Annotated in this window: 19 protein-coding genes; 11 read left to right on the top strand and 8 right to left on the bottom strand. The window is 60.6% G+C overall.

Translation table 11 applies throughout. The features are described 5' to 3' along the window. Nucleotides 1-26: 26 nt before the first annotated feature. On the bottom strand, nt 27-542 hold the full coding sequence (locus tag ACYRGX_RS17975; RefSeq protein ID WP_473056720.1) for a L,D-transpeptidase family protein: 516 nt from the start codon (nt 540-542) through the stop codon (nt 27-29). A 61-nt stretch (nt 543-603) separates the two neighbouring features. Next, a complete protein-coding gene (locus ACYRGX_RS17980; RefSeq protein WP_473053811.1) occupies nt 604-1,302 on the bottom strand; it encodes a TetR/AcrR family transcriptional regulator in 699 nt (232 codons plus the stop codon). Between the two features lie 176 nt (nt 1,303-1,478). Between ACYRGX_RS17980 and lexA the strand changes: the two genes are divergently transcribed. Together lexA and sulA are read left to right on the top strand one after the other, a co-directional pair. Further along, a complete protein-coding gene (gene lexA, locus ACYRGX_RS17985) occupies nt 1,479-2,090 on the top strand; it encodes a transcriptional repressor LexA (protein WP_473053812.1) in 612 nt (203 codons plus the stop codon). Nucleotides 2,091-2,100: 10 nt separating this feature from the next. Further along, nucleotides 2,101-2,556, top strand: coding sequence for an SOS-induced cell division inhibitor SulA (gene sulA / locus ACYRGX_RS17990; RefSeq protein ID WP_473053813.1), 456 nt, complete (start codon nt 2,101-2,103; stop codon nt 2,554-2,556). A gap of 40 nt (nt 2,557-2,596) precedes the next feature. On the opposite strand, the gene ACYRGX_RS17995 is transcribed toward sulA, so the two are convergent. The 6 genes from ACYRGX_RS17995 to fadB all read right to left on the bottom strand — a co-directional run bounded on the left by ACYRGX_RS17995 (nt 2,597) and on the right by fadB (nt 10,006). Continuing rightward, on the bottom strand, nt 2,597-2,833 hold the full coding sequence (locus tag ACYRGX_RS17995) for a hypothetical protein (RefSeq protein WP_473053814.1): 237 nt from the start codon (nt 2,831-2,833) through the stop codon (nt 2,597-2,599). 119 nt (nt 2,834-2,952) lie between these two features. After that, nucleotides 2,953-3,471 (bottom strand): DUF6586 family protein, encoded by a 519-nt coding sequence (locus tag ACYRGX_RS18000; RefSeq protein ID WP_473053815.1) that lies wholly within the window; start codon nt 3,469-3,471, stop codon nt 2,953-2,955. Between the two features lie 112 nt (nt 3,472-3,583). Then, nucleotides 3,584-6,187: a type I DNA topoisomerase gene (gene topA, locus ACYRGX_RS18005; protein WP_473053816.1), complete on the bottom strand. Its 2,604-nt coding sequence runs from the start codon at nt 6,185-6,187 to the stop codon at nt 3,584-3,586. 163 nt (nt 6,188-6,350) lie between these two features. Next, nucleotides 6,351-6,593, bottom strand: a complete 243-nt coding sequence (locus ACYRGX_RS18010) for a DUF1653 domain-containing protein (protein ID WP_473053817.1) — start codon at nt 6,591-6,593, stop codon at nt 6,351-6,353. A gap of 73 nt (nt 6,594-6,666) precedes the next feature. Continuing rightward, nucleotides 6,667-7,842, bottom strand: a complete 1,176-nt coding sequence (fadA, locus tag ACYRGX_RS18015) for an acetyl-CoA C-acyltransferase FadA (protein WP_473053818.1) — start codon at nt 7,840-7,842, stop codon at nt 6,667-6,669. Between the two features lie 16 nt (nt 7,843-7,858). Next, the gene (gene fadB, locus ACYRGX_RS18020) at nt 7,859-10,006 is read right to left on the bottom strand and encodes a fatty acid oxidation complex subunit alpha FadB (RefSeq protein WP_473053819.1); all 2,148 of its coding nucleotides are present in this window, start codon (nt 10,004-10,006) and stop codon (nt 7,859-7,861) included. A gap of 330 nt (nt 10,007-10,336) precedes the next feature. Between fadB and ACYRGX_RS18025 the strand changes: the two genes are divergently transcribed. The 9 genes from ACYRGX_RS18025 (at nt 10,337) to ACYRGX_RS18065 (ending at nt 19,458) form a co-directional block, all read left to right on the top strand. Further along, a complete protein-coding gene (locus tag ACYRGX_RS18025; RefSeq protein WP_473053820.1) occupies nt 10,337-10,792 on the top strand; it encodes a universal stress protein in 456 nt (151 codons plus the stop codon). 126 nt (nt 10,793-10,918) lie between these two features. Further along, nucleotides 10,919-12,994: a type VI secretion system Vgr family protein gene (locus tag ACYRGX_RS18030; protein WP_473053821.1), complete on the top strand. Its 2,076-nt coding sequence runs from the start codon at nt 10,919-10,921 to the stop codon at nt 12,992-12,994. Beyond that, nucleotides 12,982-13,854, top strand: a complete 873-nt coding sequence (locus tag ACYRGX_RS18035; protein WP_473053822.1) for a DUF4123 domain-containing protein — start codon at nt 12,982-12,984, stop codon at nt 13,852-13,854. The genes ACYRGX_RS18030 and ACYRGX_RS18035 overlap by 13 nt, the downstream gene beginning before the upstream one ends. Continuing rightward, a complete protein-coding gene (locus ACYRGX_RS18040; RefSeq protein WP_473053823.1) occupies nt 13,851-14,579 on the top strand; it encodes a hypothetical protein in 729 nt (242 codons plus the stop codon). The genes ACYRGX_RS18035 and ACYRGX_RS18040 overlap by 4 nt, the downstream gene beginning before the upstream one ends. Before the next feature lie 7 nt (nt 14,580-14,586). Then, entirely contained in the window at nt 14,587-15,177 is a 591-nt protein-coding gene (locus ACYRGX_RS18045) for a hypothetical protein (protein WP_473053824.1), read from the top strand. Then, a complete protein-coding gene (locus ACYRGX_RS18050; RefSeq protein WP_473053825.1) occupies nt 15,174-15,902 on the top strand; it encodes a hypothetical protein in 729 nt (242 codons plus the stop codon). Before ACYRGX_RS18045 ends, ACYRGX_RS18050 begins: the two co-directional genes overlap by 4 nt. 7 nt (nt 15,903-15,909) lie before the next feature. Continuing rightward, nucleotides 15,910-16,566 carry a hypothetical protein gene (locus ACYRGX_RS18055; protein WP_473053826.1) on the top strand — a complete coding sequence of 219 codons (657 nt, stop codon included), beginning with the start codon at nt 15,910-15,912 and terminating at the stop codon, nt 16,564-16,566. Further along, on the top strand, nt 16,563-17,282 hold the full coding sequence (locus tag ACYRGX_RS18060; protein WP_473053827.1) for a hypothetical protein: 720 nt from the start codon (nt 16,563-16,565) through the stop codon (nt 17,280-17,282). The genes ACYRGX_RS18055 and ACYRGX_RS18060 overlap by 4 nt, the downstream gene beginning before the upstream one ends. Nucleotides 17,283-17,301: 19 nt before the next feature. Further along, nucleotides 17,302-19,458 (top strand): lipase family protein, encoded by a 2,157-nt coding sequence (locus ACYRGX_RS18065; protein ID WP_473053828.1) that lies wholly within the window; start codon nt 17,302-17,304, stop codon nt 19,456-19,458. Nucleotides 19,459-19,470 lie beyond the last annotated feature (12 nt).

The raw sequence follows: 19,470 nt of genomic DNA on the forward strand, positions 1-19,470 counted from the left end.
GTTCCTTGGCAGAAGGTTACGAAGGTTTAAAGCAGGATCGACTGCCACTGCGGGCATGGCGCTTCCTCGATACGCACGCTGCAGTGCGCCGGGACCTGCTCGAACAGCGCCACGATATCGGTGTTGCGCATGCGGATGCAGCCATGGGAGGCGGCGACGCCCATCGGTTCACTGTCCGGCGTGCCATGCAGGTAGATGTAGCGGCGAAAGGTATCCACATCGCCCAGCCGATTGCGGCCGGGCTCGCAACCCGACAGCCAGAGGATTCGCGAGAGGATCCAGTCACGTCCTGGAAAGGCCTCGTGCAGCGCAGCGGACCAGACTTCCCCGGTCCAGCGTCGCCCGCGCAAGACGGCGGCGAGGGGTAGACCCGCACCGATCTTGGCACGGACCTGATGCAGGCCCCTTGGGGTGCAGCCGGAGCCGTTACGCTCGCCAACCCCGTTGTGGGCAGTGGAGACGGGCAAGCGGATAAGCAACTGCCCGGCAACGAAGCCGTACAGTTGTTGGTCGGCGATGGAGATGTGCAGGTGATCGAGCATGGCGCCAAGCTTAGCAGGCAAGTGCTCGTTTCCGGAGCCCCTGGCGGATGGCCTGCATGCCTCAGGCGGCGCCGAGGGGCTTGCGTGGAATCAGCTTCGCCTCACGCTGCGCAGGATCGCGGATACCGCTCTCCGCGCGCATACCGGCCGCCAGAAACGGCACCATCAGGTGCATCACCTGGGCGGTGGACGTGTCCACCCCGAAATCGGACTCGGACATCGCGCGCAACGCCTTGATGCCCGACATGCTGAAGGCCGCAGCCCCGAGCATGAAGTGCACGCGCCAGAACAACTCCAGCGGCGGAAGCCCCGGCGCGCTTTCGCTGACCAGCAGCATGTAACGGCGGAAAACCTTGCCGTAGGCCTCTTCCAGATACTTGCGCAGGTGTCCCTGGCTCTGGCTGAAGGCCAACCCCAGAAGGCGCATGAACACCGCCAGGTCGTCACCGCTGCGCGGGTCCACGGCAAGCACCTGGTCCACCAGGAGATCCAGCAGCGTTTCCAGGTCCGGATGCGCCGAGGATTCTTCGCTCTGCAGACGATCCAGCTCCTTCTCCAGGCGCGCGCAGAACGGCCCCAGGAAGCGCGAGAACACCGCCTGGATCAGCGACTTCTTGGAACCGAAGTGATAGTTGACTGCCGCCAGGTTGACTCCGGCCTTGCTGGTGATCAGACGCAAGGAAGTCTCGGCGAAACCCTTTTCGGCGAAAAGCTGTTCGGCGGCATCGAGAATACGTTCGACGGTTTCTGACTGAGCCATGGGACCCTTGCTGATAAACAAACGTTTGAAACATATGTTTCAAACACCAGGACTGTCAAGTCGCTATTTGGCCCGGCGCTCGCCGGCATTGCAAGCGCATCGAAATGAAGAGGCTGTTGCCAACGGCAATCCACTGTATATAATCCCAGTCACTGTACAAAAAGACAGAGCCCGACATGCTGAAACTCACCCCTCGCCAGACCCAGGTGCTCGATTTCATCCGCCAGTGCCTGGATGCCAATGGTTACCCGCCGACCCGGGCGGAAATCGCCCAGCAGTTCGGTTTTCGCTCGCCCAACGCCGCCGAGGAACACCTCAAGGCACTCTGCGCCAAGGGCGCCATCGAGATGACGCCGGGTGCCTCGCGCGGCATCCGTATTCCCAATTACGAACCCGCGGGGCAGGAAGACGAAGGGCTGCCGGTAATCGGCCGGGTAGCCGCCGGCGCGCCCATCCTCGCCCAGCAAAACGTCGAAGACGCCTGCCGCATCCCCCCCGAATTCTTCCATCCGCGTGCCGACTACCTGCTGCGCGTACACGGCATGAGCATGAAGGATGTGGGCATTCTCGACGGCGACCTGCTCGCCGTACATGCCACCCGCGAGGCGCGCAACGGCCAGATCGTCGTCGCACGCATTGATGACGAAGTCACGGTCAAGCGCTTCAAGCGCGAAGGCCGCAAGGTCTGGCTGATTGCCGAAAACCCCGAGTTCGCCCCCATCGAGGTGGACCTGGAACAACAGAACCTGGAAATCGAAGGCTTGAGTGTCGGCGTCATTCGCCGCTAAAGGAGTAGTTATGCAGTTCCCGCTTTCGCTAGAACGCTCGCAGTTACCCCTGTTCGAGGCTTTTCTCTCGCCCCTGCTGGAGCGCCCCACTCCACCACCGGCGGAAACCTCCGAACGTTGCAGCGAGTTGACCTTGCAAGGTCGTGCGGGACATTGCCTGAGCCTGCTGGCACCCATCCTGCGGGAACTCTCCGAAGAACACAGCGATCGCTGGCTGACGCTGATCGCCCCGCCTGAAAGCCTCACGCAAAGCTGGCTGCGTGACGCAGGCCTGAATCGCGAGCGCATTCTGCTGCTGCAACCCGGCGGCACACGCAACGCGCTGCAACTGGCCTGCGAGGCATTGCGCCTGGGGCACAGTCACACCGTTGTCAGCTGGCTGGAGCTCGACGCCGGAGAGCGTCGTCAGGTGGCGCATGCCGCGCGCCTGGGTGACGCGCAGAGCCTGAACGTGCGTATGGTCTGAACCCCGCGGCTCTAGCCGAATGGGCTACGAGGCCGTGGAGTCAGTGAAGGACGCGAGGCTCGCCGTCGTCCTGCTCGAAGTCACCCTCGGCGAGTTTGCCCGCCATCTGGACGCCGATGTTCAGCATCGCCTTGGCGACTTCCACATGGTGGCCCTGCAGGAAATTCTTGGCATCCTCGGAAAAATCCAGCGTCACCAGGGTTTCCTCGTCCTCGGCGCGACGCAGGACGATGCGTCCGTCTGGCAGCTCGACGATCTCGAGAAAGGAAGTAGGCATGGTCTGGTCGCTCCCGCAAATGGCCGGATAGTCTACCAGCGTTCCGCCATCACCCCTAGTGTCGCGACACCGAGAGCCGCTCCCAAGCCCCTATCTGGGAATGGTCTAACCTTGCGCCATCAGCACTCGGTAAGGCCTTCGCGAAAGCGCAGAGCCAGCGCTTTGAGGTTCTTGCGCCAGCTCTCCAGAACCTCCGAACCGAGCTCCTCGCCCCCTTGAGTCTGTTCGTCGAGGCTCACCGCGTGGATCAGCGGTACAGCGGGATCGACCTTGGCACGCGCAGGCTCCTGCGGCGGCATGAAGAGCGTCGCGTAGGCACTCAGCAACTGCCCCAACCAGGTATCAGGCACGCTGGCCAACTCGATCAGTTCGCCCAGTTCGGGACTGGGCGCCTCGGCGAGCAGCGCTGGCTTGAGCAGGTTTTCCGCGCGCGGGGTGCGCGCATCCGGCAAACGATAGAAAATCGCGATTTCGTGGCACAACCCCAGGAGGGCGCCATAAAGGTGGAACAGCGCTGCCTCGCGCTCGGCCTGAACGGCGCCGGGCACGGAGCCCCGTTCAGCGCGGCGCAGTGCTTCCAGGGCGAGCCCTGCGAAGTAGATTTTCTGGTTAGTGCGGGTATAGGGCTCATGGGCCATGGCGAAGCCTCCGGAATACAGGCTACGGGGACTTACTATAGCGCCGCGGCTGAACGCCGCGAGCCCCCCTCGAAAGAACGCGCCGGACGGAATAGGCCGCCCGGCCTGCGACTCAGCGCTTGTCTTCGACCTTCCACTTGCCGCCGTCATAGAAGGCCCGCCAGCCGGTCGGCTTGCCGTCGACCTCGCTCTGCACGTACTGCTCCTTGGTCTTGCGCGAGAAGCGGATCACCGCTGGGCGGCCGTCCGGGTCCTTCTGCGGCGCACTGAGCAGGAAGTGGTACTTGGGATCGAGCTCATCCTTGTGCGGGACGATCTCCGCGACCAGCGGCGCGCGCGTCTCGCGGTTTTTCGGGAACTGGCTGGCCGCCAGGAACAACCCCGATGCGCCGTCTCGCAACACGTAGATGTCGTCGACCTTCTCGCACTTGAGCTCCGGCATCCGGATCGGATCCGCCTTCGGCGGCGCCGGCTCACCGTTCTTCAACAGCTTGCGAGTGTTCTTGCAGGCCGGATTGGTGCAACCGAAGAACTTACCGAAACGGCCGGTCTTCAGTTGCATCTGGCTACCGCACTTATCGCACTCCAGGCTCGGTCCTTCGTAACCCTTGATGCGGAACTGGCCCTGCTCGATCTCGTAGCCGGCGCAATCGGGATTATTGCCGCAGATGTGTAGCTTGCGCTGCTCGTCGAGCAGGTAGGCATCCATTGCCGTCGAGCAGATCGGGCAACGCCTCTTGCCGCGCAACACCAGCGACTCGGACTCGCCCTCGTCGTCGGCGGCGATTTCGTCGCCCGGCACCAGGTTGATGGTCGCCTTGCAACGCTCCTTCGGCGGCAAGGCATAGCCGGAGCAGCCGAGGAACACGCCCGTGGACGCGGTGCGGATCATCATCGGCCGGCCGCATTCACGGCAGGGAATGTCGGTCAGCGTCGGCTGGTTGGCACGCATGCCCTTGTCACTGGCCTCGGCCAGTTCCAGCTTGCCACGGAAGTCACCATAGAACTCGTCGAGCAGGTTCTTCCAGTCGCGCTCGCCCTGGGCCACGTCGTCGAGGTTTTCCTCCATGCCCGCGGTAAAACCGTAGTCCATGAGGTTGGAAAAGCTCTCGGTGAGCCGGTCCGTGACGATGTCCCCCATCTTCTCGGCATAGAAACGGCGGTTGTGCACGGTGACGTAGCCGCGATCCTGGATGGTCGAGATGATCGCCGCATAGGTCGACGGACGACCGATGCCACGCTTCTCCAGCTCCTTGACCAGGCTCGCTTCAGAATAGCGCGCCGGCGGCTTGGTGAAGTGCTGCGACGGGTCGAGCTTGAGCAGCCCCATCGCCTCGCCTTGGTTCATCTCCGGCAGCACGTCGTCTTCACCGGCCTTGCCCTGCTGCGGCTGCACACGGGTAAAGCCGTCGAACTTGAGGATGCGGCCACGGGCACGCAGCTCGAAGTCACCGGCCTGCACGGTCACGGTGGTGGACAGGTACTGCGCCGGCGGCATCTGGCACGCCACGAACTGGCGCCAGATCAGCTCGTAGAGACGCTCGGCGTCACGCTCCATGCCTGAAAGCATGCCGGGGCGCAGATTGACGTCGGACGGGCGAATCGCCTCGTGCGCCTCCTGGGCGCCTTCCTTGCTCGAATACAGGTTCGGCTTGTCCGGCAGGTACTGCTCACCGAACTCCAGGCCGATGAAACCGCGCACCATCTCGATGGCATCGGCCGACAGGTTGGTCGAGTCGGTACGCATGTAGGTGATGTAGCCGGCTTCGTAGAGACGCTGGGCCATCATCATGGTCTTCTTCACGCCGAAGCCCAGCCGCGTACTGGCTGCCTGCTGCAGGGTGGAGGTAATGAACGGTGCGGACGGCCGGCTGCTGGTCGGCTTGTCCTCGCGCTTGGCTACCTGGTAGCTGGCCGCTTCCAGCTTGGCCAATGCGGCCTTGGCCTGGGCCTCGTTGAGCGGCTTGAAGGTTTCACCCTTCTCCTTGACCACCTCGAAGCGCGCCTTGGCCTTGCGCGGATTGGCGAGGTCGGCATGGACCTCCCAGTATTCCTCGGGGACGAAGGCGCGAATCTCGCGCTCTCGGTCCACCACCAGGCGCACCGCGACCGATTGCACACGTCCGGCGGAGAGGCCGCGGGCGATCTTCTGCCACAGCAGCGGCGAGACCATATAGCCGACCACGCGGTCGAGGAAGCGCCGCGCTTGCTGTGCGTTGACCCGGTTGATATCCAGCTCGCCCGGTTTGGAGAAGGCCTCCTGGATGGCCTTCTTGGTGATCTCGTTGAACACCACGCGCTTGTAGCGCTCGTCGCTGCCGCCGATGGATTCGCGCAGGTGCCAGGCGATGGCCTCCCCTTCACGGTCCAAGTCGGTCGCGAGATAGATGGTGTCGGCATCCTTGGCCAGTCGACGTAATTCGTCGACGACCTTTTCCTTGCCCGGAAGGATTTCGTACTGCGCCTTCCAGCCATGCTCCGGGTCCACGCCCATGCGTGAGAACAGCTGGCGCTTGGCCTTTTCCTTGGGCGACAGGGCCGGCGCCTCGGCCGCGCTCTTGCCGCGCTTGGCCGGTTCCTTGTCCTTGCTCGCGCCGCTGGTGGGCAGGTCGCGGATATGGCCGATGCTCGACTTCACCACGTACCCGCTACCCAGGTACTTGTTGATGGTCTTGGCCTTGGCCGGGGACTCCACGATGACCAGCGATTTACCCATGGATCGGCAGCTTCCTGATGGATGGGAATTGAAGAAAGGCGCCGTTGCGGCGATGAACCCGCCGCTTAGTCGGTCGAACCGTTTCAATGAGGGCGGGCCGGTTGACGGCACCGCTATATATAGTGGCGATCGGCGCAAGGTCAAGCGCCGCGCCCTTGCCGCCTTAGTCGCGACTGACCTGGGTCAGCCCCTCTTCGGCGCGAATCAGCGCAAAGCGCGGTACCTGCTCGCCATCCACTTCGACGCTTTCCACGAACATCTCGAGGGGTCGCACCCAAAGCCCGAACTCACCGTACAAGGCCTGGTAGACGACCACCTCTTCCTCGTTTTCCGAGTGGCGGGCGACCCCCAGGACGCGATAGTCGAGCCCCTTGTAGTGACGGTAGAGGCCAGGCTTGAGCTGCATCGACGCAATTCCTCGGATACCTGAAAAGAAAAGCCGGGGCACCAGGCCCCGGCTCGTCACCCCCGATGACGCGTCAGACGCGTTCGAAGATGGTGGTGATGCCCTGACCGAGGCCGACGCACATGGTCGCCACGCCCAGGGTACCGCCGTTCTGCTTCATGACGTTGAGCAGGGTACCGGAGATGCGCGCCCCCGAGCAACCGAAGGGGTGGCCCAGGGCAATCGCGCCACCATGCAGGTTGACCTTGGCGTCCATCTTGTCGAGCAGCTTGAGGTCCTTGAGCACCGGCAGCGCCTGGGCAGCGAAGGCTTCGTTGAGTTCGACGAAATCGATGTCGTCGATGGTCAGTCCCTCCCGCTTGAGCGCCTTGTGCGTCGAGGGCACCGGGCCGTAGCCCATGATCGCCGGATCGACCCCGGCCACCGCCATCGCGCGCACCACCGCCATCGGCTGGATGCCCAGGTCCTGGGCGCGCTGCGCACTCATGACGATCATGCAGGATGCGCCGTCGGTGATCTGCGAGGAGGTCCCCGCAGTGACGGTACCGCCCTTGGGATTGAACGCCGGCTTGAGTTCGGCCAACCCTTCAACCGTGGTTTCCGGGCGAATGGTTTCGTCCTGGTCGAAGACCTTGAGGAAACCGTTCTCGTCATACCCCTGCATGGGAATGATCTCGTCCTTGAACTTGCCTTCCTGCGTGGCCTTCCAGGCCAACCGGTGGGAGCGCGCGCCGAACTGGTCCTGCGCCTCGCGGGTGATGCCATGCATCTTGCCGAGCATCTCGGCGGTCAGCCCCATCATCCCGGAAGCCTTGGCGGCATACAGCGACAGGTGCGGGTTTGGATCGACGCCGTGCATCATGCCGACATGACCCATGTGCTCGACGCCACCGACCACGAAGACGTCGCCGTTTCCGGTCTGTATCGCCTGCACGGCGGTGTGCAATGCGCTCATCGACGAACCGCACAGGCGGCTGACGGTCTGCCCGGCACTGGTGTGCGGGATCTGCGTCAGCAGCGAGGCCATGCGGGCAATGTTCCAGCCCTGTTCGAGGGTCTGGTTCACACAGCCCCAGATCACATCCTCGACCTCGGCCGGATTGACCTTGTCGTTGCGCTCGAGCAGTTTGCTGATCAGGTGCGCCGACATGTTCTCGGCGCGGGTATTGCGGTGCATGCCGCCCTTGGAGCGGCCCATCGGAGTGCGGCCGAAGTCGACGATGACCGCGTCACGGGGATTCAGGCTCATAACGTCTCTTCCTCAATTAACCGAAGAACTTCTGGCCGTTCTTGGCCATTTCGCGGAGTTTTTCGGTCGGGTGATAGAGCGGACCGAGGTCGGCGTACTGGTCGGCCAGCGCCACGAACTCGGCAACGCCGATGGCATCGATGTAGCGCAGCGCACCACCCCGGAAGGGCGGGAAGCCGACGCCATAGATCAGGCCCATGTCAGCCTCGGCGGCGCTCTCGACGATGCCGTCCTCCAGGCAACGCACGGTTTCCAGGCACAGCGGGATCATCATCCAGTTGAGGATGTCGTCATCGCTCAGTTCACGGCGTTCGTAGACGATCGGCTCGAGCACCGGCAGCACGCTCTCGTCGAAGACCTTCTTCGGCTTGCCGCGCTTGTCGGTCTCGTAGACGTAGAAGCCCTTGCCGTTCTTCTGGCCCAGGCGATTGGTCTCGTAGAGCACGTCGATGGCGGACTTGCGGTCGTCCTTCATGCGGTCGGGGAAGCCCTCGGCCATCACGTCACGGCCATGATGGCCGGTGTCGATGCCAACCACGTCCATCAGGTAGGCGGGGCCCATGGGCCAGCCGAACTTCTCCATCACCTTGTCGATACGCACGAAATCGACACCGGCGCTGACCAGCTTGGCGAAGCCGCCGAAGTACGGGAACAGTACGCGGTTCACCAGGAAGCCGGGGCAATCGTTGACCACGATCGGCGTCTTGCCCATCTTCTTGGCGTAGGCGACGGTGGTGGCGATGGCTTTCTCGCTGGTTTTCTCGCCACGGATCACTTCCACCAGCGGCATCATGTGCACCGGGTTGAAGAAGTGCATGCCGCAGAAGTTCTCGGGACGCTTGAGCGCCTGCGCCAGCAGGCTGATGGAGATGGTCGAGGTATTCGACGCGATGATCGCGTCGTCCTTGACCTGCCCTTCCACCTCGGCGAGCACCGACTGCTTGATCTTCGGGTTCTCGACCACCGCCTCGACCACCACGTCGACATGGCCGAAGTCGCCATAGGACAGGGTCGGACGAATGGCATTGAGCGCCTCGGCCATCTTCGCCGGGGTCAGCCGGCCTTTCTCGACACGCTTGCCGAGCAGCTTGGACGCTTCGGACAGACCGAGCTGGATGGCGTCCTCGCGAATGTCCTTCATCAGGATCGGCGTGCCCTTGAGCGCGGACTGATAGGCAATGCCGCCGCCCATGATGCCAGCGCCAAGCACGGCCGCCTGCTGCACGTCGCCCGCCTGCTTGTCGTAGGCCTTGGCTTTTTTCTTCAGCGCCTGGTCGTTGAGGAACAGGCCGATCAGGCTCTCGGCGACCGAGGTCTTGGCCAGCTTGGTGAAGCCGGCGGCTTCGACTTCCAGCGCCTTGTCACGACCGAAGTTGGCGGCTTTCTGGATGGTCTTGATCGCTTCTACCGGTGCCGGGTAGTTCGGTCCGGCCTGGCCGGCGACGAAGCCCTTGGCCGTCTCGAAGGCCATCATCTGTTCGATGGTGTTGAGCTTGAGCTTTTCCAGCTTGGGCTGGCGCTTGGCCTTGAAGTCCAACTCGCCGGCAATGGCGCGCTTGAGCAGGTCCAGCGCGGCCGCCTGAAGCAGTTCCGGCTTGACCACCGCGTCCACGGCGCCGACCTTCAATGCATCGTCAGCGCGGTTTTCCTTGCCGGAGGCAATCCACTCCACGGCGTTGTCACAACCGATAAGGCGCGGCAGGCGTACGGTGCCACCGAAGCCCGGGTAGATGCCCAGCTTGACTTCGGGCAGGCCGATCTTCGCGGTCTCGCTCATCACGCGGTAGTCGGCGGACAGGCACATCTCCAGGCCGCCGCCCAGGGCAATGCCGTTGATGGCGACAACGGTGGGTACGGGCAGGTCTTCGAAATCGCAGAAGATCTTGTTGGCCTCGAGGTTGCCGGCGGTAAGCTCGGCATCGGGCAGCTTGAAGTTTTCGACGAATTCGGTGATGTCGGCGCCGACGATGAACACGTCCTTGCCGCTGCTCACCAGCACGCCCTTGAGCGAAGCGTCGGCCTTAAGGGCATCGACCGCCTGCCGCAGTTCGTCGAGCGTCAAGCGATTGAACTTGTTGACGGATTCCTGAGCGAGGTCGAACTTCAGCTCGGCGATACCATCCTCAAGCACCTTTACCGTGATGGCTTTACCTTCGTAAATCATCAACTGATCTCCAGGTAGGGAAGCTTTGATTGTCACGCGTCACGGGTGGCTTCATACCGCGGGGTCGTCGCTGCCTGGCTAGGACCCGATTGACGCGATGTGTATTTCTTCGAGTCGTTGCGCCAGGCAAACGATCAATTCATACGCCCGTTTGATTCGGGTTCGCTACCTTCCCGCAAAGCTCCAGACTTGTCAATCGACCGCACCCGGCACGGCGCAGATCAACAATCGAGGTCGCTAGAAGACTAGACTGTCGCTAGAAAGCCAGGCAGGGCGACAAACCCTGCACTGCCGGGATAATCTCTTTGCAGTCCATCAGGAGCGACAACCATGACCTACAAACACATCCTGGTCGCCATCGATCTCACCGAGGATTGCCATCCGGTGATTCAGCGGGCCCAGGCCTTGGCCCAAGGCATTGGCGCTCAGCTGTCGCTGGTGCATATCGTCGAACCCATGGCCATGGCCTTTGGCGGTGACGTACCGATGGACCTGTCGATGCTGCAACAGCAGCAGTTCGACCAGGCCCGCGAACGCCTCGAAGGCTTCGCCTCCCGCTACCCGCAACTCACTGCCGAACATCGTCACCTGGCCTATGGCCAGCCGCGCCAGGAAATCCACCGTCTCGCCGAGGAAAAAGGCTGCGACCTGCTGGTAGTCGGTAGCCATGGCCGCCATGGGCTGGCACTGCTGCTCGGCTCCACGGCCAACGACGTGTTGCACGGCGCACCCTGCGATGTGCTCGCCGTACGCCTGAAAGCGCCGCGTAAATCCGACGCGGAATAATCCCGAGGAGAGCCGGCGAGGCTCTCGCCTCGCCGGTTCTTGATCTCAAATGCGAACCCATCGACCGCCGGCCCCCGCCGGATCGGGCACCCTCGGCGTTTTCCGCAGATCGCCGAGGAGCAACGGATGCTCGCCCCCGCCAACCAGCCGCATTTCTCCCTCGAACTGCCCGGCCTTGCCCATAACCTGCAGGTGCTCGCCTTCAGCGGCCACGAGGCGCTTTCCGAGCCCTTCGCCTTCGATCTGGAGCTGGTCAGCGAGAACCCGGCACTGCCCCTGGAAGACTTCCTGCAGCAGCCGGCCTACCTGCAACTGGGCGCCGAACAGGGTATCCATGGCTGGGTTCACGCCTTCACCCAGGGCGACTCCGGCCGCCGCCTGACCCGCTATCACCTGCAACTGCGCCCGCAACTGGCCTGGCTGGGCTGGCGGCGCAACGCGCGCATCTTCCAGCACCTGAGCGTGCCGCAGATCATCACCCGACTGCTCGACGAGCATGGTCTTGGCGACTACCGCTTCGAGCTGGGCGGCGAGCATCCCGCGCGCGTCTACTGCACCCAGTACGCCGAGAGCGACCTGCACTTCCTCCAGCGCCTGTGCGAAGAGGAAGGCATCCACTATCACTTCCGGCATTCCCCCGACGGCCACCTGCTAGTGTTCGGTGACGATCAGACGGTGTTCCCACGCCTCGGGCAGACGCGCTACCACCCCGGCAGCGGCATGCAGGCCGATGAGGCGGTGATCGAGCGCTTCTCCCTGAGCGCCGCCGTGCGCACCGCCAGCGTCAGCCGCCGCGACTACGATTTCGAGAAACCGCGCCTGCGCCTGGAGGCCAACGTCAGCGATGACGAGCAGGGCCTGGAGGACTATGCCTTTCCCGGTCACTTCAGCGACCGCGAACGCGGCCGTCAGCTCGCCCGCCTGCACCTGGAAAGCCACCGCCACGACCGCCTTCAGGCCCAGGGCCGCAGCGACCAGCCCAGCCTGCGCAGCGGCCACCTGCTGCCCCTCACCGAACACCCACGGCAGGACTGCAACGACCTCTGGCTACTCGGCAAAATCCACCACGAAGGCAAGCAACCACAGGTACTGGAAGAATCGATCAGCTTTTCTCCCTCGCCCCTCGCGGGAGAGGGGGATCGACAACCCACAGACTTCACCCAGGGCTACCGCAACCACTTCACCGCTTTCCCCTGGACCCTCCCCTACCGCCCCACACCCAACCACCCCAAACCGCGCCTGCTCGGCGCTCAAAGCGCCGTCGTCACCGGCCCCGAAGGCGAGGAAATCCACTGCGACGAATACGGCCGCATCAAGGTGCAATTCCACTGGGACCGCGAGGGCCAGGCCGACGACAACACCAGTTGCTGGCTGCGCGTTTCCAGCAGTTGGGCGGGTGATCGCTACGGCGGCATCGCCATCCCGCGCATCGGAATGGAAGTGCTGGTCAGTTTCCTCGAAGGCGACCCCGACCAGCCGCTGGTCACCGGCTGCCTCTACCACGCCGAGAACCAGGTGCCCTACGAGCTGCCGGCCAATCGCACGCGCAGTGTGTTCAAGACCCTCAGCTCACCCGGCGGAGGCGGCTACAACGAACTGCGCATCGAAGACCGCAAGGGCGCCGAGCAGATCTACCTGCACGCCCAGCGCGACTGGGACGAGAACATCGAGCACGACCAGAAGATCCGCGTCGGCCACCAGCGCCACGACCGCGTCGAAGCCAACAGCTACACCGAACTCGAAGCCGAGGAACACCGCATCACCCACGCCGACCGCAAGGTGGAGCTGCGCGCCGACGATCACCTGACGGTGACCAACGACCAGCACGTGAAACTGGGAAGCGGACAATTCATAGAGGCGGGCAACGAAATCCACTACCACGCCGGCAACAAGCTGGTGATAGAGGCAGGACTCGAACTGACGGCCAAGGCCGGAGGCAGCTTCATTAAGCTCGATGCGGGTGGCATTACCCTGAACGGCCCGGCCATCAAGCTCAACTCGGGCGGGGCGGCCAGCACGGGCGCTGGGCTCAAGCTGCTCTCTCCATCGCTCCCCTGGAGAGCGGACAGTGATGAATCCGGCCAGATAGCCGCCCCAGCGCTGGCCAATGCACAGTTGCAGATTGCCCGCCTGGCGCGCCAGTTGGCCGCCAGTTTCTGCCCGATTTGCGAAGCCTGCCGGGAGGGTTCATGCGACCTGTAGCGGCCCGTCCTGCCACGGACGGCGAAATACAGCGCCTTGTCGAAGCCTGGCTGGAATCACAACGCCAACGGCAGTGGGTGCTCATCCTCGATCCGCTGGCCGAACCCGACCCCGTCACGGCTCTGTATGCAGCGGGAATCGCTGAGGACTGCGCGAACCTCTACGTCGGTACGGAGTTCATCGACCTGGCACCCGCCGCCCCCTGGATCGCCACCCTCCCCGCCACCCCCACGCCATTCCTCGACGACCTGCTGAGCCACCCACAACGCCAATGGGGCTGGCTGGCCAGCAGCGACGTCGACATGAGCGGGCTCGTTCGGCACTGGCAGGAGCGCATGCTGGTCGATAGCGGCGGTCAGCGCTCGTTGTATCGACTACAGGACAGCCGAGTGATCAGCCGTCATCTGGACAGCCTGCCCAACGAACAGCGCCCTCTCTTGCTCGGTCCCTTGCACAGCGCCCTATGCTGGAACGGGCAGTCCTGGCGACAGTTCGACAACCCCGCCCCCGCACACTACCCCGCGCCTTTCGCACGCCCCTGGCTGGCCCTGCCGGAGCCTTTGGAAATTGCCGAGGCGATCCGCCAGCACAACCTGCAGCAATGGCTTTGGCAGTCCTACCCGGCCGAAACGGCTCGACTGGCGGAAACGACCGCCCTCGAAGCATGGCTGCGCGAACAACTGACCAAGGCGAAGCACTGGCGCTGGAATACACCGGAGCAAGTGCAGTTCCTGCTCGCCCGACAATTGATTCCGGAACTGGCAGTACACCCCGCCTGGCAAGCCGAAGAAGGCGAGTCGCCCGTAAGACACTTCAACCGCTGCCAACTACAGATCGCCGCTACGGAACCCCGGACATGACGAACGCACCCTGGCTAGCGCCCGCCTTCCCAGCCGTCCTCGCCTTGTCGCTCAGCGCCTGCACATCACTGGGCGCAGACACCTTCGTCTTCGAAGGCGACCTACCGGCGAATTTTGGCATTGAGGCCCAAGCGCACTACTCACCGCTCAACGAATGCAGCACACGCACCCTGCCAAAGTCATTCAAAACAGATATCCGCGATAGTGCTCAGCACTATCGCTTTCAAATCCCTACGCGCTATAGCAAAGGCACTTGCACACTCCAGCTGGAGCACATCGGACTCTATATCAGAGGGCGTTATGGGGATAAGGATTGGCAGCGATCATACGATAACGGTGGACTCGTGGTCGTGGACTCCTTACCCAAAGGCGCACCGGATTTCGATGCATCAGGTGAATTAAAGAAAGAAGCCGAGTGCATATGGCTATTCCAAATAAGCCAATTATATCTTGAGCTATCAAAACTACTTATCTGCAAGAATGCTGGAGCACATCTTCCAAAGGGCAATTTGGCAGGAAAAACGGTGCGACTGGACTTTGAGTTAGCACCAGAAGAAAAACCAGCCATTCGCCAGACCTGGATAAAGCTTAATACAGGTTGGAAGCCATGCGCTGAAGAAAACACTCCACAAGGCAAATGGATCTGGTGCCGCACCCCTCCCACATTCAGAACCTTTCAAATGAATGATCGAGAATGCACTGTTTACCCCAACTGCACGGAGTGAATCACGGATGACTCATTCAATCGAGACGAACACTCTGACCACACTGGAGTGTCCGCTTAAAAAGCACTGGATTAGCGTTAGGCTTGTTGATGAGTATGGCAGAGGGTCAACCTTTTCCGGGTTGCATTATCTGGTAAAGGACAGCCAGGGGCAGGAATATCGAGGCACATTAGATAGCGAAGGGCTCTGTAGAATCAACACGATTTACTGTGGGCCTGCGGTTCTCGATCTTTCCCAGCCGGCCGACGGTTTTGCTAATCCCTGGTACCACTGGCTACTTACTAGAGAAAACTTTCCAATTCCGGTCACCCCCCTCCAGTTTTCCGCAGAAGAATCTCACTCCGGCCCACGCAACGCTCTGGGCCAAACCTACCTCGCGGAACAACGCGCCATAAAGGAAAACGCCCGCTTCTATCGAGTAGAGGTCAGCGACTTCGTAGAGGCCAAAGCCCACCTCCCGGACACCGATAGCGAGTGGGGGCCACGCCCCTCGGCAACACGTAGGCAACCTGCTTGGTCACCACAAACAGTGAACAGACCTAAACAACATTTCATCCGCTGCCACCATCAGATCACGTCCATGGAAACCTTGGCATGACGCCGTTTCGCTGGTGCATTCGTCTACTCACAGGCGCACTCTCTTTGAACCTCTTTGCCTGCATGTCAATTAGCTCTGAAAAATTCACCTTCGAAGGCGATCTGCCGGCGAACTTCGGTATCGAGGCCCAGGCGCACTACTCACCGCTCAACGAATGCAGCACACGCACCCTGCGAAAGTCATTCAAAACAGATATTCGCGATAGTGCTCAGCACTATCGCTTTCAAATCCCTACGCGCTATAGCAAAGGCACTTGCACACTCCAGCTGGAGCGCATCGGACTCTATATCAGAGGGCGCTATGGGGATACGGATTGGCAGCGATCATACGATAATGGCGGACTCGTGGTCGTAGACTCTTTACCCAAAGGCGCACCGGATTTCGATGCATCAGGCGAGTTGAGAAAAGTAGCCAACTGCACATGGCTCTTTCAGCTAAGCAAGGCTAGAGCACGCCTTGGTCAAATAAGCAAATTACTTATCTGCGAGAATGCTGGAGCACATCTTCCCAAGGAAACTTTGGCAGGAAAAACGGCGCGACTAGATTTCACCGTGACGGCAGAGGAAGAACCCTACTATGACAACACATGGGTTAAATTCGAAAACGGCTGGAAACCCTGCATCCCCAAAGAGGGGGGCTGGATAAGTTGCCAAAATCCACCCGTATTCAAGAAATTCAAAATGAACGGACAGGAGTGCACGGTCTATCCAAACTGCACAGAGTGACTAATTGATGAAAAACACAATGGATATGAAACTAAACACCTTGCAGTGCCCACTCCGCAGCCACTGGGTTAGCTTTCGCTTAGTAGACGAACATGGCGATGGCAGGCCCTACGCTGGGTTTCCTTACATACTGCATGACGGTCAGGCTCAGAGTTACTCGGGAACATTAGACAGCGAAGGCTGCGCGCGAATTGAGCGGATCTATTGCGGTCCGAGCGTGTTAGACGTTTCAATGCTTAGCGATGGGAGTCATGAGCCCTGGCATGAAAAAATCATGTTTCGGAAGGCATTCAAAATCCCATTAACGAACGTTCAGGTTGCCTCCGAAAAATCCCCCTCCGGCCCACGCAATACCGCCGGAAAAACCTACCTCGCGGAACAACGCGCCATAAAGGAAAACGCCCGTTTCTATCGAGTAGAGGTCAGCGACTTCGTAGAGGCCAAAGCCCACCTCCCGGACACTGATAGCGAGTGGGGACCACGCCCCTCGGCGACACTCAAGCAGAACGCCGGTGCGGCCGCAGGACAAACTGGGATAGCGCTGGCGCCTAACCAACATTATGTTCTGGAAGTAAAAGCCTGGGCCGCACAGACAGAGGAAAACCCCGAGCAGCATTTCATCCGCTGCCACCATCAGATCACGTCCATGGAGACCCTGGCATGACGCCGTTTCGCTGGTGCATTCGTCTACTCATAGGCGCACTCTCTTTGAGCCTCTGTGCCTGCATGACAATTGGCTCTGAAAAATTCACCTTCGAAGGCGATCTGCCGGCGAACTTCGGTATCGAGACCCAGGCGCACTACTCGCCGCTCAACGAATGCAGCACACGCACCCTGCGAAAGTCATTCAAAACAGATATTCTCGATAGTGCTCAGCACTATCGCTTTCAAATCCCTACGCGCTATAGCAAAGGCACTTGCACACTCCAGCTGGAGCGCATCGGACTCTATATCAGAGGGCGCTATGGGGATAAGGATTGGCAGCGATCATACGATAATGGCGGACTCGTGGTCGTGGACTCCTTACCCAAAGGCGCACCGGATTTCGATGCATCAGGTGAATTAAAGAAAGAAGCCGAGTGCATGTGGCTATTCCAAATAAGCCCATTATATCTTGAGCTATCAAAACTACTTATCTGCAAGAATGCTGGAGCACATCTTCCCAAAGACACTTTGGCAGGAAAAACGGTGCGACTAGATTTCACAGTGACGGCAGAGGAAGAACCCTACTATGACAACACATGGGTTAAATTCGAAAACGGCTGGAAACCCTGCATCCCCAAAGAAGGGGGCTGGATAAGTTGCCAAAAGCCACCCGTATTCAAGAAATTCAAAATGAACGGACAGGAGTGCACGATCTATCCAAACTGCACAGAGTGACTAATGGATGAAAAACACAATGGACATGAAACTAAACACCTTGCAGTGCCCACTCCGCAGTCATTGGGTTAGCTTTCGCTTAGTAGACGAACATGGCAATGGCAGGCCCTACGCTGGGATTCCTTACATACTGCATGACGGTCAGGCTCAGAGTTACTCGGGAACATTAGACAGCGAAGGTTGCGCGCGAATTGAGCGGATCTATTGCGGTCCGAGCGTGTTAGACATTTCAATGCTTAGCGATGGGAGTCATGAGCCCTGGCATGAAAAAATCATGTTTCGGAAGGCATTCAAAATCCCATTAACGAACGTTCAGGTTGCCGCCGAAAAATCTCCCTCCGGCCCACACAATACCGCCGGAAAAACCTACCTCGCGGAACAACGCGCCATAAAGGAAAACGCCCGCCTCTATCGAGTAGAGGTCAGTGACTTCGTAGAAGCCAAAGCCCACCTCCCGGACACCGATAGCGAGTGGGGACCACGCCCCTCGGCGACACTCAAGCAGAACGCCGGTGCGGCCGCAGGACAACCTGGGATAGCGCTGGCGCCTAACCAACATTATGTTCTGGAAGTAAAAGCCTTACGGGCTTACAGCCCGTTGCTATCGAGGGATAAAGCCTTCTGCGCCATAAATGCCTATCACCTGGCGGTGATGAGCAGCTTCGCCTATGCGCCATTCAGCAAAATCACTGAGTCCGACGCTTACAAATCCGCACCACCGCCCTATGGCGTGCCAGGAAGTATTGGCAATGTCCTACGCGAACAACTCGCCTACCTGTTCAAGTCGACAGCGTTCGACAGAGCTCATTACAACCTGCTTTACGAGGAAGTACCGTACTCCAAGCGCCTGGAAATCATGCCTTATGACGAAACGCGTTACAGCGCAGAGGTTCAGAGTGGCTGGCGCTACCCGGAAGACGTGCATTTTCTTTACGACGAGGACACCGGCACCCAGGCCTTCATCACCCATAACGACAAGGTGATACTGATTTCAGTGCGTGGCACGGAGCCCGACAAACTTCAAGACCTGCTACGTGACGCGGACGCTAACCAAGTTCCCTACGCCGAAGGCGCAGGCCAGGCTCACCGTGGTTTCTATGGTGCCTTCCAGGCGGTCAAAGAAAAAGCCGGGCGTTACCTGGATGCGTTTTATACAGGCGGACAAACTTTGATGGTCTGTGGCCACAGCCTTGGCGGTGCCATTGCACTCCTACTCGCTGAATGGCTACGCCGTCTACCTTCAAAGCCAGACATCCAGCTCTACACCTTTGGCGCCCCCCGCGCAGCAGACCACGCCTTCGTCCAGGGCGCCCAGGCCCTGACGCACCACCGGCTGGTCAACCACGATGATCCAGTACCCGGCGTACCATTCAGTTGGACAGACACCAAATGGTCCGTAGTGGCTGCGGGCACCGTAGTTTCAATCAGTTCATTAGGGGCAGGAATTCCCCTGATACTCGGTGGCCTGCTCAATCTCAAGGACGATCCCTACGAGCATCATGGCCAACAGCGCCATTTCATTTCACGCAAACCCAACGGTGGCAGTGAATCCGCCGTGCTTTGGCAGCCAGGTTGCGCGCTGATCGATGAGCAAGCCTGCGCCCGCTATGCCGGCGCCATCGACCTGGAAAGAGACATGCCCGCGCGTAATAATTTCATTCGGCAGCTCTTCTCGTTCTCCCAACACGCCAGGGACGCCGGTTATGCCCGCTCCATGCTGACCACCTTGTTGCGTTGGAACGCTGGTGTGCAGGACCGAGGCGGAGAGCTATTCACCGCTCAGGAGACCCGCGACCTGCATAACCTGATAAAGACAGCGCAAGAAGAGCTCGCCAATTGGCGACCCCGTACCTTTGGCCAATTCGTCCAGGCAGCCAGAGCCAGCGATGACCCCCGCTTCCGGCACAAGACCGACATGGAGCTCAGGCGCATGTACAACCAAGGGATAACCCTGGCCAAAGATCTGAGTTACCAACAGCAACAGGAACTGGAACGCGCCCAGAAGCGCCTGCTCAATGAAGCAGCCCGTCCGCTGATACTAAAGGATGTCTACGGCGACCTGAGCGACATGCCGCAGTTGCAAGAGTTGGTTGCCGAATGGCGAGCCCTGGCTGACAACCAGAAGGCGGAAAAGCTGGCCAACATACCTAAAGCGGCACAGAGCAGTTACGCCTGACGCAAAAAGGGC

It is taken from the genome of Pseudomonas sp. R4-15 (genome assembly GCF_055768815.1).

Coding starts and splice junctions, on each gene's coding strand:
- ACYRGX_RS18030 (WP_473053821.1), top strand. CDS start 10,919: ATGCTCGCCCCCGCCAACCAGCCGCATTTCTCCCTCGAACTGCCCGGC.
- lexA (WP_473053812.1), top strand. CDS start 1,479: ATGCTGAAACTCACCCCTCGCCAGACCCAGGTGCTCGATTTCATCCGC.
- ACYRGX_RS18025 (WP_473053820.1), top strand. CDS start 10,337: ATGACCTACAAACACATCCTGGTCGCCATCGATCTCACCGAGGATTGC.
- ACYRGX_RS18035 (WP_473053822.1), top strand. CDS start 12,982: ATGCGACCTGTAGCGGCCCGTCCTGCCACGGACGGCGAAATACAGCGC.
- ACYRGX_RS17980 (WP_473053811.1), bottom strand. CDS start 1,302: ATGGCTCAGTCAGAAACCGTCGAACGTATTCTCGATGCCGCCGAACAG.
- fadB (WP_473053819.1), bottom strand. CDS start 10,006: ATGATTTACGAAGGTAAAGCCATCACGGTAAAGGTGCTTGAGGATGGT.
- fadA (WP_473053818.1), bottom strand. CDS start 7,842: ATGAGCCTGAATCCCCGTGACGCGGTCATCGTCGACTTCGGCCGCACT.
- ACYRGX_RS17995 (WP_473053814.1), bottom strand. CDS start 2,833: ATGCCTACTTCCTTTCTCGAGATCGTCGAGCTGCCAGACGGACGCATC.
- ACYRGX_RS18055 (WP_473053826.1), top strand. CDS start 15,910: ATGAAAAACACAATGGATATGAAACTAAACACCTTGCAGTGCCCACTC.
- ACYRGX_RS18045 (WP_473053824.1), top strand. CDS start 14,587: ATGACTCATTCAATCGAGACGAACACTCTGACCACACTGGAGTGTCCG.
- ACYRGX_RS18040 (WP_473053823.1), top strand. CDS start 13,851: ATGACGAACGCACCCTGGCTAGCGCCCGCCTTCCCAGCCGTCCTCGCC.
- ACYRGX_RS18065 (WP_473053828.1), top strand. CDS start 17,302: ATGGACATGAAACTAAACACCTTGCAGTGCCCACTCCGCAGTCATTGG.
- topA (WP_473053816.1), bottom strand. CDS start 6,187: ATGGGTAAATCGCTGGTCATCGTGGAGTCCCCGGCCAAGGCCAAGACC.
- ACYRGX_RS18000 (WP_473053815.1), bottom strand. CDS start 3,471: ATGGCCCATGAGCCCTATACCCGCACTAACCAGAAAATCTACTTCGCA.
- sulA (WP_473053813.1), top strand. CDS start 2,101: ATGCAGTTCCCGCTTTCGCTAGAACGCTCGCAGTTACCCCTGTTCGAG.
- ACYRGX_RS18060 (WP_473053827.1), top strand. CDS start 16,563: ATGACGCCGTTTCGCTGGTGCATTCGTCTACTCATAGGCGCACTCTCT.
- ACYRGX_RS18010 (WP_473053817.1), bottom strand. CDS start 6,593: ATGCAGCTCAAGCCTGGCCTCTACCGTCACTACAAGGGGCTCGACTAT.
- ACYRGX_RS18050 (WP_473053825.1), top strand. CDS start 15,174: ATGACGCCGTTTCGCTGGTGCATTCGTCTACTCACAGGCGCACTCTCT.
- ACYRGX_RS17975 (WP_473056720.1), bottom strand. CDS start 542: ATGCTCGATCACCTGCACATCTCCATCGCCGACCAACAACTGTACGGC.